The sequence below is a fragment of the Pseudoalteromonas sp. MMG033 genome, assembly GCF_057197785.1.
The window spans coordinates 4,340,772-4,354,865 of record NZ_CM170070.1 but is presented as its reverse complement, the minus strand read 5'-3'; the positions used below and the strand labels follow the sequence as shown (position 1 = coordinate 4,354,865).

Annotated in this window: 8 protein-coding genes; 3 read left to right on the top strand and 5 right to left on the bottom strand. The window is 41.2% G+C overall.

The window, feature by feature from the left end; all coding sequences use genetic code 11:
- Positions 1-5 precede the first annotated feature (5 nt).
- The 5 genes from AC2CZC_RS18970 to AC2CZC_RS18950 all read right to left on the bottom strand — a co-directional run bounded on the left by AC2CZC_RS18970 (position 6) and on the right by AC2CZC_RS18950 (position 8,316).
- Positions 6-869 (bottom strand): BMA_0021/BMA_0022 family TOMM bacteriocin, encoded by an 864-nt coding sequence (locus tag AC2CZC_RS18970; protein WP_484582997.1) that lies wholly within the window; start codon positions 867-869, stop codon positions 6-8.
- Between the two features lie 26 nt (positions 870-895).
- Entirely contained in the window at positions 896-4,801 is a 3,906-nt protein-coding gene (locus AC2CZC_RS18965) for a TOMM system kinase/cyclase fusion protein (protein WP_484582996.1), read from the bottom strand.
- 595 nt (positions 4,802-5,396) lie between these two features.
- Positions 5,397-5,933: a hypothetical protein gene (locus tag AC2CZC_RS18960; RefSeq protein ID WP_484582995.1), complete on the bottom strand. Its 537-nt coding sequence runs from the start codon at positions 5,931-5,933 to the stop codon at positions 5,397-5,399.
- A 196-nt stretch (positions 5,934-6,129) separates the two neighbouring features.
- Positions 6,130-6,915, bottom strand: a complete 786-nt coding sequence (locus AC2CZC_RS18955) for a nucleoside-binding protein (protein ID WP_484582994.1) — start codon at positions 6,913-6,915, stop codon at positions 6,130-6,132.
- A gap of 87 nt (positions 6,916-7,002) precedes the next feature.
- Entirely contained in the window at positions 7,003-8,316 is a 1,314-nt protein-coding gene (locus tag AC2CZC_RS18950; protein ID WP_484582993.1) for a Na+/H+ antiporter NhaC family protein, read from the bottom strand.
- Between the two features lie 348 nt (positions 8,317-8,664).
- Between AC2CZC_RS18950 and dapB the strand changes: the two genes are divergently transcribed.
- From dapB to carB, 3 genes are all read left to right on the top strand, one after another.
- Entirely contained in the window at positions 8,665-9,465 is an 801-nt protein-coding gene (gene dapB, locus AC2CZC_RS18945) for a 4-hydroxy-tetrahydrodipicolinate reductase (RefSeq protein WP_484582992.1), read from the top strand.
- A 209-nt stretch (positions 9,466-9,674) separates the two neighbouring features.
- Entirely contained in the window at positions 9,675-10,811 is a 1,137-nt protein-coding gene (carA, locus tag AC2CZC_RS18940; protein ID WP_039609524.1) for a glutamine-hydrolyzing carbamoyl-phosphate synthase small subunit, read from the top strand.
- 18 nt (positions 10,812-10,829) lie between these two features.
- Entirely contained in the window at positions 10,830-14,048 is a 3,219-nt protein-coding gene (carB, locus tag AC2CZC_RS18935) for a carbamoyl-phosphate synthase large subunit (RefSeq protein ID WP_484582991.1), read from the top strand.
- Positions 14,049-14,094: the final 46 nt, after the last annotated feature.

The following is a 14,094-nucleotide window of genomic DNA, read 5'->3' as shown; positions in this document are numbered from 1 at the left end:
TCGAGTTATGTACAGGTGAAGGGGTGGCCAGCGCCATTGCTGTTGTAGTCAGTTAGTGCGATAGGCAATAAAGAAAGTTCGTCTTGAACTAGATTCTTAATTTCGCCATGTTTCTGCGGTGAATTTGGATACCAAAGTGTAATTTCGTTACGGACAATAGATTTAAATGAAGCGAAATCATCACTATAAATAAAATTATCTGACTCAGAAAAGACAATGTCCATATTCCATGGATTAACAAATCCGAAATATTCTTCAATAATGCTCGTGGCATCATTTTGTTCTGAATACAACTTATCGCGAAACTCGGGATTTTGCCACGCCAGCGCAAGTACTCGAAGCACAACGCCGCCAAATTCGATAAACTTTTCTTCACTGATCCCTAAGTCAGTAGGCAGTGCTCCACCAAGCATGAAATTCTCAAGCTCCACTAACTCTCTAACTTCTTCTACAGGAACTGAATCGTCAACGATAACAAGTTTTTCGTTATACTCTGTAAGGCCCATCAATGTCGGGAAATATCTGTAATAAGTTGCAGCAGCAATAGCAGAAAATTCTTCTTTATCATGTTCTAATTGCTTAGGTAAAAAGATTTGAATTCTATCATTTCTACCGATCCAGCCAGCTGTTGTTACTGGTTTCCAGATACTATTGGACTCAACATTTTTGTGATTAATGTCGACTTTCTCTTGTACTTTGATCGTTAGAGCTTTCCACGTTTGGCTTTGTTCAAATCCAAAGCGATTTAATGGAGATTTTTCAGACAACAAATTTGTGTTTAGAAATTGTTCTTGAAAAGAAGAGTCACGCCACGACTCTGCGAGGGCACTTAGGTATGCTGTTCTGTAATTAAGTAATACTTTACTCATTGGTTCTTAGATCCTTAAATTAGTATTTATTGAAGAAAGAATAAAGCGGATTGGCTAATAGCCAACTGCTCCGCTTTTTGGCGATAGAAATGTTTACTTTCAAGATCACTTGATATTTTACTTTTTGCTAGATAAACATAAGGCAGGCCAGAAACTTCGGATTCACTCTCTGTCCTTTGAATACACTTATCGATTAAATCATTGGCTAATGTTTCGTCATTGAGGTGAAGCTTTTCAACCAAATACGGTATGTACCATGCCGTAGCAAACCCATAGTCAGAAGCTAAGAGCTCTTGTGCCGCCTCAATCGCTTTATCTGTGTTATTAGTTGCCGTGAAATATACGATGTCCATGTATTTTTTGAAGTAAATAGGGTGCTCTTCATTATGATAATTCTGATAGTAGCTGTGTCCGATCTCGATGACCTGTTCGTGTTCTCTGAGCATTGAATAAATTAAGCTACTAAAGACGTGTGTAACGGCTAAGCTAATAGGGTTCATCGACTCACACGCTTTCTCTATGGATTTTTGAGCAGTTGCTTTTGCTTGGTCTATTTGATTTAAATGCAGATGGCTCAAAGCGCAAAGGGTGAATGCGACGGGCGTGTTATCAATGCCAATATCGTTGAGCAGAATATCTCTTCCTATTTCTTCCTCAATATCTATCGCGCGTTGATATAGTTCGAGGGACTCCTCTAAGTCACCATCGACCATATAAACTTGGCCTAAGTGACAATATACGGCGGCTTCCATTGCAAGATTATTTTCTTTTTTAAAACCTTCTATTATTTCTATTCCGTACGTTCGAGCTTCTTTTCTTTTCCCAGATATATGTAATCCTTGAAATTTAACCCACTTGATCCATGACGCAATTTTAAGGTGATCAGCATCCAAAATTTCAGGGTAATCTTGTTGTATTTCAAAAACCCTTTTCATCAAAGCATCTATTTTGTCTGAGATGAATCCATTTATACAAAAGAGGGCTTTAAAAGCCACATTGTATATTTCGATCTCTAGGCGTTCGTTACCTTTTTCCTTGTTGTAAGATAAAAGAACATCTATGTAACTTTCGGCTTGGTGATAAGTTTTAAGTTGCAGCAACTCATTTAAGTGCTCGACGCCATATTTAATCGCAGGTTCAATATTGTTAGACTGGTAAAAATGATGACTGATGACAGGAAAAGTGTATTTTTCTTTCTCAAGTAGGCAAGAGTTAGCAATTTTTTCGTGGTATTGAATTTTTACATTGTGCGGCATACTCTCATAGGCTGCGTCTCTGACTAGTGCGTGTTTGAAAATATACGTATTGCTGTCGACTCTTCTTTGCTGAACTATTAATTCATTTCGAATCAACTCATTTAAGTCATTCTGAATTTGGTTTTCACTTAATGAAGAAATTTTAGTTAAAAGACCATATTCAAATTCTCTACCTATTGCAGCAGCGAGTTGTGCCGTGTCTTTAGAGTGCACAAGACTGTCGAGTTTTTGTTGTAGTGAATCTCTCAATGTAGTTGGAATTTGATCGAGGGCATCAGCACTTTCAAAGTTAACTTCATCAGATTTAACAGTAATTAACTGTTTTTGTTTTAACATCCCAACAAGCTCTTCTATGAACAGTGGTATACCATCAGTACGGTTAATTAAAACTTCAATAACGTTATTAGAAACAGGTACATCGTTAAACAATTTTTGAATAAAGACAGCTGTGTTTGCGCCGGAAAGCTTCTTAAGGTGAATATCGCTGTGATATGTTTCAATTAAGTCGACTGGAAGTATATTACGCGATGTACTGAAAATTACTTGTTGTGGAGTTAGGTGGTTTGAAAAGTGTCTTATAAATTCAATAGTTGTATTATCTGCCCAGTGGATATCCTCAATGATATAAAGCTTATTTTGACTTATACTGTTATGCTGGGACATGAATAGTGCAGTTAAAGATCTGAAAAGTAATTCTTTTTGCCTATCAGGGGACAATAGTGGCGCTTTAATGCTTTTGTCCAAGTCAATATTTAACCAGATAAATAAAACGGATAAAGCGTTTTCTATTTCTATATTGCGATCCTGTTCTGAAATTAACTTAGCAAAAATTTCCTTCGCTGTTCTTGCTTCTAGATGGTTTGTATCGTAAATGTACTTTACTAAGGTCAAAATAGGGTAGAGGGCGTTATTCTTGTGCTCAGGTAAGCACTGTGCAACTAAATGTTGATATTTGGCCGCATTTAACCTTATTTCTTGAAGTAACCTTGATTTACCAATCCCTGCTTCTCCGTATATATGAACTGCTTTTTTATTCGTATTGTTTTCATTCAATATCGACACTGCTGCTGATAATTCTTTGTCTCTACCCACCATTTCATGGTTGCTACGTGTTCCACGCATAAAGCCGAACGCTTCCACTTGTCGCTCGCCTTTTAATTCAAATACCGGCTCTGGTCTGTAGCTTTGACCAAGCTTCAACTCGACGTAACCTTCAAACTCACTATAAGGGTCTAATATTGAGCGGGTTTCACCACTACACAAGATTTGCTTTTCTCTTGCTGTTCTAGCGAGAGTCATTGCAGCGTTAGCGACATGGCCTTCTGGGGTAGAGTTTGCATAGGTGACAAACATGCCTGTGTGCAAACCAATGTGAACATTGAGTTGAGCACCATGAGCATCTTTCATCAGTGCATTTCGCTTGGATATTTCACTTGTGATTTCTAGTGCGCTTCTGGCACATAGCCTAGTATCATTGTCACTCGCTGTTGGGTGGCCATAATAGAAAAGTGAAATGTCAGCGACACTGCCAACATGAAATGCTCCGAATCGAGTCGCAATATCTAGGCAATAGTTACGTTGCGATTTGAAAAGTGTATCTATGACTTCTAAGTCATGTTCTCTAGGGTCTGTGAAAGAGGTGCTGAAACGCAAAGCAAGCACCGTAATTTGCTTGCGTTCGGTGAGTGCCGTGTAACCAAGCGGTGCTGCTGTATCATGATCGTTTCTCATCATGATTGTTTCATCATCAGCTGTGTCAACGGGAAAGATCTGGGCAATTTTTCCGACTAAGTTTGAAACATTAATCGCTTTAAGTTCACTAAACGCTTCCTCTCCTGTGATCACACGCTCAATGGCATTTTTATTTAAGACTCGGCGTAAGAGCCCGGAAAGTGGGTGACCCAGTAAAGCGCTAGGCATTGGAATATGGGCGTCACTCAATTGCTTATGATAGATAGAAGCGACGCTAGTACCATTCATTGCAGGCGTGCCGGTAAGGCATTCCAAATAGACTAAGCCCCAAACGTATAAATCAGTTTTGGTTGTAGCAGGTTCGCCTCGCAATTGCTCTGGTGCGCTATATGAGGGAGTACCCAGCGTTTCTTGCGTGAGGGTTAAAGTCCGAAAATCAGCTTGGCGACTATCGTGTGTGAGCGTCCCTATACCAAAATCAAGAATCTTTGCATGCAGCTTAGCACCGGTTTTGCTTAGCATGATGTTGGCTGGTTTTATATCCCTATGCACAATACCTTTACTGTGAGCGTGAATAAGTGCATCTAGCACTTGAGACATAATGTCAGTTGCCTCCGGTGCACTAAATGGTCCTTCTAATAATAGGTGCTCACGCAAAGAACGCCCTTCGACAAACTCGAATACCCCATAGAGTAAGTCGTCATTTACCTGTCCCTGGTCAAGCAACCTGACGATATTAGGGTGCTGTAACTGGCTACTTAGCGATGTCTCTCGTTTAAATCGCTCAATGTATCTTTGTTTTTTTTGTTCTTCACAGTGCGGTTCTATAGCGAGGAATTTGATAGCGACCATTTGACCGGTGCTTTTTTGTTTGGCTTTAAATACTTTACCGAAGCCGCCTTCACCAATTTTATCGAGTAACTCGTAATATGAAGACTCAAAGCTGTCGAGTATGTATGAATCAGAAAATTGCGTTAATGACATAATAGTAATGAGCTTCTCTAAATTAATATCCGTTTATGGCATATATATGTTACTAATTTATACATTAGCGAGAGATTAATAGCTAAGTTATAAATTTGACATCCACATTATAACTACTGTTAACACTAAAACCAGAATTATTCGATAATCGGTATAATTTGGCTTTATATGTTAATTTATTGGTTTTAAATTGCGTGTAAATAAATGTGTGAAATACCAACTATCCTGTTTTTTGCAATTTTCTTTCATGCATATAGCTTGACATAATAGTGCTTAGATTCAAGAGAGTAAATACAGATGTAATAAAGTGTAATATTTGGTTGAAAAATGAATCTGAAAGGCTTTCATATAATCTTTATTGGTGCTGAAAAGCCCATGAAATTTGGACTTTATTTCTTTGTTGAGACCTAAAATACATGCTTCTTAAGTATTACGAATGCTTATTGAGGTTGTGCTATTGTCAGCAGACGTAACTAAGTGATTATTTATATAATTGGCATTAATAAAAAAGGTTGGTTTTTTACATTGATGTATTAAATATGCAGCTTTCTATTGAGAAATTTTGCATAAACAAAGGCGGTTTTAGCTTAGTTAGTTAAGCAATGGCCTTTATCAATACACTCATGTTAGTGATGCCAGCTTTTTTCATTGCATCTTTTACATTTTCTATTGTCTCAAAGTACTGCAACTGCAATTGCATGAAGTATTGATTTCTTGAGTCATAATAGGCTTTATGCGTTTCGTCATCATGATCTGTTGTTGCTTTAAGTTCAGCGACTTCTTGCTTGACTACATCAAGTTCCTCTTTCATTTCCTCTAATCGTTCAAGCATTCTTCGAATATGATCTGGAATATCGCCATACTTGTCTTCTGCTTTTTCTTTGGCTTCTCGACCAGACAGCTTTTCTTTTTCTTCATCTGAGAGTTTATGAGTGCCTTCTAGCTCTGATGTTTTGTCAGTTTTGTCAGTTTTGTCAGTTTCTTCGACAGTGATGTCATCGTTATTATCTACTTCAGCGGTCTTTTTATTCTCTTCTTGGGTTTTTTGCTCTATGTACCTAGCCTTCTCACTAATCTCTTTGACAGCTTGATAACCAGACGCAGAGTTGGCTTCATGTATAACAATCATCATAAAATCCTTGATATTACATTACCTAAAAAAACAATTTGAATCAGAAGTACACGCATATATCGGCATATACATGAGAAACATTAATACATTTTTCTTATTTAATATAATTATTTGAGACGAGAGGCAATACTACTGATATGAGTTACTGATAGGGTTTGTAAAGGCGCTTATTTGCGCCTTGCAATAAGTTAAGCAATTAGAATGTCCAAGCAAGGTGTATTTGAGGAACTGATTCATTGGTATCAGTGCCGAGTTTATTACGCCAATATTGCCACTCTAAGCCCAAGTATAGCTGGCCTTCAGGCATTTCAAGCGCGTGACCTAGATCCCATCGAATGATAGGCTGTGCCAATAGCCAGCCTTTAACATCAAAGCCTAATTCATTTTCTCTTTGAGCAATGTATTCAACATGCCCCGTAACTTCAAACTTCTGGTTGCCGATATTAAATGGGTACCCCCATGCGATATCAATCATCCAGCTGTTTGATTCTGCTGGTGCACCACCTTTAGCAACCCCTTCATTGTCATCAATGTAGGCTGTGAATAAGGTAGATAAGAAGCTAAAACCTTCGGCGTTCCATGAGACTTTTACACCCGGTAAGTATTTCATCACTTTTGAGTCGCCAGCCATATTAAAGCCTGCAACTAATCCAATGTCTTTTATCACCCCATTTTGAAACTCAAGCCCAGCTGTTTTTGACAGGCTAAATGTTGAGTACCACTCGCCATAAAAATCTCTATCTTGATAGTTATCATCTAAGTCATCGACGAGATAGTCAACAAAGAAAAAATTATCCCCGTATTGATAACCAGAACTGTGCTGCAATGAATAAACCGTAGTATTGGCCTCATTTTGTGAGAAAGGGTTTTTGAAATCCCCGTGATTAATATGAAGCTGAGTATTGCTCCAATCTGCAGCATATGCTGAAGAAGCGATGCATGTGAGGGCTGTGGACAGTGCCAGAGAGAGTTTTTTGTTCATTAATATATCTTCAAAGTTGAGGAACTTTGTAATTATATATTAATTCAGGGGGTTATGTGCACCCGAAAAACAGGTGCACAGATCAAGTTAGGCTTTATTACGACGTAAAATAATCACGGCAACTGCAGTGAAAGCCAAAATAAAGCAATAGAATGAAGATGTAGACACATCCCAAGGGCTAATGCTGAAAGTCGCGCCTAGTAACAATGCTTGAGCGCCATATGGTAAAGAACCTTGCATAACACATGCGAAGATATCTAATAAACTTGCTGAACGCTTTGGTGATATATCGCTATCGTCTGCTAACTTTTTAGCGACAGGCCCTGCAACGATAATACTTACTGTGTTGTTAGCGATACACATATTGCTGGTCATAACCAAGGCTGCAATACCGAGTTGATCAGCCACTTTACTGTTCAACTTGCCAAGCTTTGATGTGATTTTATGGATTTTAGTGGCGATATACTCTAAGCCGCCATTAATTCGGATAAACTCGGACAGGCCACCAATAAACATCGACAGTAAAAATATTTCCTGCATATCAGTGAAGCCTTTATATACGTCTTTGACGAATGCGCCGCCTTCATAATCACCGGCAAAGCCAACCGCTGCCGCAAAAATAATACCGCTAAAGAGTACAGCGAATACATTCAAGCCCATCACAGCAAGAATAAGAATAAATGCATAAGGTAGTACCAATAGCCAATCGAAATCTTTAGTTTCAACAGCTTGAGGCTCAGGGGTCAAGAATACCAGTAGCAGCACAGTAAAGAAGGCTGCAGGTAAAGCAATTTTTAAATTCTCTTTAAACTTGTCTTTCATTTCACAGCCTTGCGTACGTGTCGCTGCGATTGTGGTGTCAGAAATAATAGATAAGTTGTCACCGAACATAGCACCAGAGACGATTGTGCCGGCCATCAGGGCTGGGTCAATACCTGTTTTTATAGATACAGCGTAGGCAATCGGGCCTATGGCACCAATAGTACCCATAGATGTACCCATGGCAGTCGATACAACTGCAGCAATTAAAAATAAGCCTGGCAGTAAAAATGCCGGTGGAATGAGCGATAGACCCGCGTTTACAACTGCATCAACACCACCTGTGGCTCCTGCGACTGCCGAGAAAGAACCAGCAAGCAAGTAGATAAGGCACATGGTGATGATGTTACTGTGTCCAGCGCCTTTAATAAAAGTTTCGACGCTTTGATTAATTGACGTTTTATTTAGCCAAAAAGCAAGCACGATCGCAGGCAAAATTGCTACCGGTGCAGGTAACTGGTAAAAGGCATAGTCAACACCTTGTGATTGTAGGTATAAACCTGCGCCTAAAAATAGGGCAACAAAGGTAAGTAAAGGTAACAAAGATAACTTTGCACGTGTGTTGTCAAAAGATGGCTGCATAGCACTCCCCAAAAAACAGTATCTACTTAGGTTGCAGTGTAAGTAGACATAACCACAGCCAACAGGGCTATTATTAGCTGTATTTAAACTTCTACGCCCGCAATAATTAAATCGGCGAAGGTGGAAGTTTAAATGTTTAGACGTCTAAAGTCTACGGTCTTTATTATAATTATTGAATAACTGACTATGGCATAGAGATACGCTAAACTCTAGGCCGGTACAAGCATGTGATAATTAGTTGTTTACTCGATTAAGTGCTAGAAGAAAATGCGCATATAGAATGAAGAGGGCGAATTGATAATCGCCTACCTATCTGAAGCGTTGATAAAAATTAGGAATGAGAAAGTAATGACAAAAATAGGTGTATTTGGTGCAAACGGCAGAATGGGACAGGCACTGATTGAAGCGGTAGAAATTGAAAAAGAGGTTGAACTAGCTGGCGCATTTGTGAGAGAAAGCTCGCAATATCTGAATACGCAAGTCAAGGCACTGCAACCTGTGCACACATCAGCGCTTCAATTTAGCGCTGAAAATAGTGAAGACCTGCAAGCTGGTGTCCTAATCGACTTTACGTTACCTGAAGGTATGTTGTCTCACCTAAGAACGGCAGTAAGTAAAAAAATCCCCATGGTGATTGGTACAACCGGTCTATCTGATCAAGAGATGGCACAGTTGCAAGAAGCCAGTAAGCACATCCCCATTGTATTTGCGCGCAACTTTAGCGTCGGCGTAAACCTGTTATTAAACTTGGTGCAAACGGCAGCGACCAAGCTAGCTGATGAAATGGATATTGAAATATTTGAAGCACACCATAGAAATAAGATTGATGCGCCTTCAGGCACTGCGTTGGCAATCGGGGAAGCGATTGCAGAAGCGAAAGGGTGGGATCATGATAGTGTTGCAAGGTATGACCGCAGTAATGTCCATGAAGCGAAAAGTCAAGATGAAATTGGCTATTCAGTCCTCCGAGCAGGTGACATAGTTGGTGAACATACAGCTTACTTTGCAACCATGGGTGAAAGGCTTGAATTAACCCACAAAGCGGCATCAAGGTTAACGTTTGCATCAGGTGCAGTAAGGGCTGCACAGTGGTTGAAAAACAAACCAGCAGGACTTTATGACATGCAAGATGTCCTAGGTTTGAAGTAGTTTGTTTATTTTTTTGGCGGTTTCACTTGAAAATGACTTTTAAGTGCTTATTTTCAAGTTTTTTACTCTAATCATTAGACGAATCCCAGAAAGTGCTGTAGACTATAACGAATTTGCCAAAATTTAATTACTGCGTGTTACCAAGCGCTTTGTAGACGGGAAAAAAGCGTGTTTGCTTATCCCGTTTTTTTATATCTATGGAGGTTAACTTGACTAAATCCGCTCTGTTAGTCCTTGAAGACGGTACGGTGTTTCGCGGTACTGCCATCGGCGCCGACGGTATTTCTGTTGGTGAGGTAGTATTCAATACGTCTATGACAGGATATCAAGAAATCTTGACAGATCCGTCTTACGCGGAACAAATTGTCACCTTAACTTACCCGCACATCGGAAACACTGGTACCAACAGTGAAGACGAAGAAGCGGACAAAATCTGGGCTAAAGGCCTTGTGATTCGTGACTTACCATTACTAGCAAGTAATTTCCGTAACGAACAATCGTTAAGTGATTATTTGAAAGAACGTAATATTCTAGGGATAGCGGATATCGATACGCGTAAACTGACGCGTATCCTACGTGATAAGGGAGCTCAAAACGGCTGTATCATCGCAGGTGATGACGTTGACGAGCAAAAGGCGCTTGAAGCGGCTAAGGCTTTCCCTGGCCTAAAAGGAATGGATTTAGCAAAAGTTGTAACAACAGAATCTTCTTTCCCTTGGAATGAAGGCAGCTGGACACTTGGCGAAGGCTTTAAAACGCTTGAGCAAGGTGAAGAGCAGTTCCATGTTGTTGCATACGATTTTGGTGTAAAGAAAAATATCTTACGTATGCTAGTTGACCGTGGCTGTAAGCTAACGGTTGTTCCTGCAGAAACCTCCGCTGCAGAAGTACTGGCATTAAACCCAGACGGCATCTTCCTTTCAAATGGACCTGGTGATCCAGAGCCATGTACTTATGCAATCGATGCTATCAAATCTTTCCTTGAAACAGACACTCCAATTTTTGGTATTTGTCTTGGTCACCAATTACTGGCATTAGCATCTGGTGCAAAAACAGTAAAAATGAAGTTTGGTCACCACGGTGGTAACCACCCGGTTAAAGATTTAGACCGTGACGTAGTGATGATCACAGCGCAAAACCATGGTTTCGCTGCTGATGAACAAAGCTTACCTGACAATCTTCGTGCAACGCACAAGTCATTATTCGACGGTACGTTACAGGGTATTCACCGCACTGATAAGCCAGCTTTCAGTTTCCAAGGTCACCCTGAAGCAAGCCCAGGTCCACACGACGCAGCGCCGTTGTTTGACCACTTCATTGAATTAATGCAAGCACGCAAAGCCTAATTTATTACTGGAGTAACAATGCCAAAACGTACCGACATAAAAAGCATTCTAATCTTGGGCGCAGGCCCAATTGTTATCGGCCAAGCATGTGAATTTGACTACTCTGGTGCTCAGGCCTGTAAAGCGCTTAGAGAAGAAGGTTATCGAGTCATTCTTGTAAACTCGAACCCTGCAACGATTATGACTGACCCGGAAATGGCTGATGCGACGTACATCGAGCCAATTCACTGGGAAGTTGTTGAAAAAATCATCGAAAAAGAAAAGCCAGATGCGGTCCTTCCTACCATGGGTGGTCAGACTGCACTGAACTGTGCGCTTGATTTAGACAAGCACGGTGTGCTGGCTAAGCACGATGTTGAGCTTATCGGTGCAACTGCGGATGCAATCGATAAAGCAGAAAACCGTGAGCGTTTCGACATCGCGATGAAAAACATTGGTCTTGAGTGTCCTCGTGCCGAGATCGCACACTCAATGGACGAAGCAAAAGACGTATTAACGCGTATTGGCTTCCCATGTATCATCCGTCCTTCTTTCACAATGGGTGGCACCGGTGGTGGTGTTGCTTACAACATGGAAGAATTCGAAGAAATCTGTACTCGTGGTTTAGATCTTTCACCAACTAATGAGCTTCTAATTGATGAGAGCTTACTTGGTTGGAAAGAGTACGAGATGGAAGTTGTTCGAGACAAAAACGACAACTGTATCATCGTATGTTCTATTGAAAACTTTGATCCAATGGGTGTTCACACAGGTGATTCAATCACAGTTGCACCGGCGCAAACATTAACTGATAAAGAATATCAGCTAATGCGTAACGCTTCGATGGCGGTTCTGCGTGAGATTGGTGTTGAAACAGGTGGTTCAAACGTTCAGTTTGGTGTAAATCCAAAAGATGGCCGTATGGTTATCATTGAGATGAACCCACGTGTATCTCGTTCATCTGCACTTGCATCGAAAGCGACGGGTTTCCCAATCGCGAAAATCGCAGCAAAATTGGCTGTAGGCTACACGCTTGATGAGCTTCAAAATGACATCACTGGTGGCGCAACACCAGCATCATTTGAGCCTTCAATTGACTACGTTGTGACTAAGATCCCTCGTTTCAATTTTGAAAAGTTTGCAGGTGCAAATGACCGTCTGACGACTCAGATGAAGTCTGTTGGTGAGGTTATGGCGATTGGTCGTAACCAACAAGAGTCTCTTCACAAAGCACTTCGTGGCCTAGAAGTGGGCGCAACAGGTTTCAACCCAATCGTTGCACTTGATGACCCTAAAGCAAAAGAAACCATCATCCGTGAACTACGTGAGCCAGGTGCAGAGCGTATTTGGTACATTGCAGATGCAATGCGTCACGGTATGAGTGTTGAAGATGTATTTGAGCTAACTAAGATTGACCGTTGGTACTTAGTTCAGATTGAAGACATCATCAAAGATGAAGCTAAAATTGCAGAAGCAGGTCTTGCCGGTCTTAACAAAGATTTCCTTCGTCGCCTTAAGCGTAAGGGCTTTGCTGATGCGCGCATCGCTGAAATTGCAGGTGTGTCTGAAAAAGAAATCCGTAAGAAGCGTCATCAGTTAGAAATCCTACCTGTATACAAGCGTGTTGATACTTGTGCTGCAGAGTTCAGCTCAGACACAGCTTACATGTACTCTACATATGACGAAGAGTGTGAAGCAGCACCGTCTGACAAAGACAAGATCATGGTTATCGGCGGTGGCCCTAACCGTATCGGTCAAGGTATTGAATTCGATTACTGTTGTGTTCATGCGGCGCTTGCAATGCGTGAAGATGGCTATGAAACTATCATGGTTAACTGTAACCCTGAGACAGTTTCTACAGATTATGATACGTCAGATCGTCTATTCTTCGAGCCGATTACACTTGAAGATGTGCTAGAAATCGTACGCGTTGAGAAGCCAACAGGCGTTATCGTTCAGTACGGTGGTCAAACACCACTTAAGCTAGCGCGTGACCTTGAAGCGAATGGCGTGCCAGTTATTGGTACTTCTCCTGACGCAATCGACCGTGCAGAAGACCGTGAGCGTTTCCAGCAACTTGTTGAACGTCTTGACCTTCTTCAGCCTGAGAACGCGACAGTCACTTCATTAGAAGAAGCGGTTGCTAAGTCTCAAGAAATCGGTTTCCCATTAGTTGTTCGTCCATCATACGTACTAGGTGGTCGTGCGATGGAAATCGTGTATGACGAAGATGACTTACGTCGTTACATGACTGAAGCGGTATCTGTATCTAACGAAGCACCAGTTCTTCTTGACCGCTTCTTAGATGATGCAATCGAAGTTGACGTTGATGCTATCTGTGATGGTGAAAACGTGATTATCGGCGGTATCATGGAGCACATCGAGCAGGCGGGTGTTCACTCAGGTGACTCAGCATGTTCATTACCAGCACACTCTCTATCGCAAGATATTCAAGACGTTATGCGCAAGCAAGTACGTGACATGGCGCTAGAGCTTGGTGTTGTGGGTCTAATGAATACTCAGTTTGCTGTGAAAGATGGCAAAGTATACCTAATTGAGGTTAACCCTCGTGCAGCGCGTACAGTACCATTTGTTTCTAAAGCAACAGGTGTTGCACTTGCGAAAGTCGCTGCTCGTTGTATGGTTGGCCAATCTCTAGAAAGCCAAGGCGTAACAAAAGAAGTAATTCCTCCTTATTACAGCGTGAAAGAAGTTGTACTTCCTTTTGCTAAGTTCTTAGGTGTTGACCCAATCCGTGGTCCAGAGATGCGTTCAACGGGTGAAGTCATGGGTGTTGGTGAAAACTTCGCCGAAGCATTCGCAAAAGCTCAATTAGGTGCATCAAACGCTTTACCACGTGGCGGTCGCGCGTTACTATCTGTCCGTAACAGCGACAAGTCACGCGTTGTTGAGCTTGCTAAAACGATGAAAGCTATCGGTTTTGAGCTTGACGCAACGAACGGTACAGCTAAAGCACTAGAAGAAGCTGGCATTGAAGTTCGCCGTGTGAACAAGGTATTTGAAGGTCGTCCTCATATTCTTGACCGTATCAAGAATGGTGAGTACAGCTACATCGTAAATACCACTGAAGGTCGCCAAGCGATTGAAGATTCGAAGGTGTTACGTCGTGGTGCACTTCAGCATAAGACTAACTACACCACCACGCTAAATGCAGCGTTTGCAAACTGTACTGCGCATGCCGCAGATGACAGAAGCTCTGTAAACTCTGTACAAGAATTACACCAGCGATTGAACTAATGGATATAAGCCAAGGCCTTTGGCCTTGGTGGTAAGTGAGAGACTT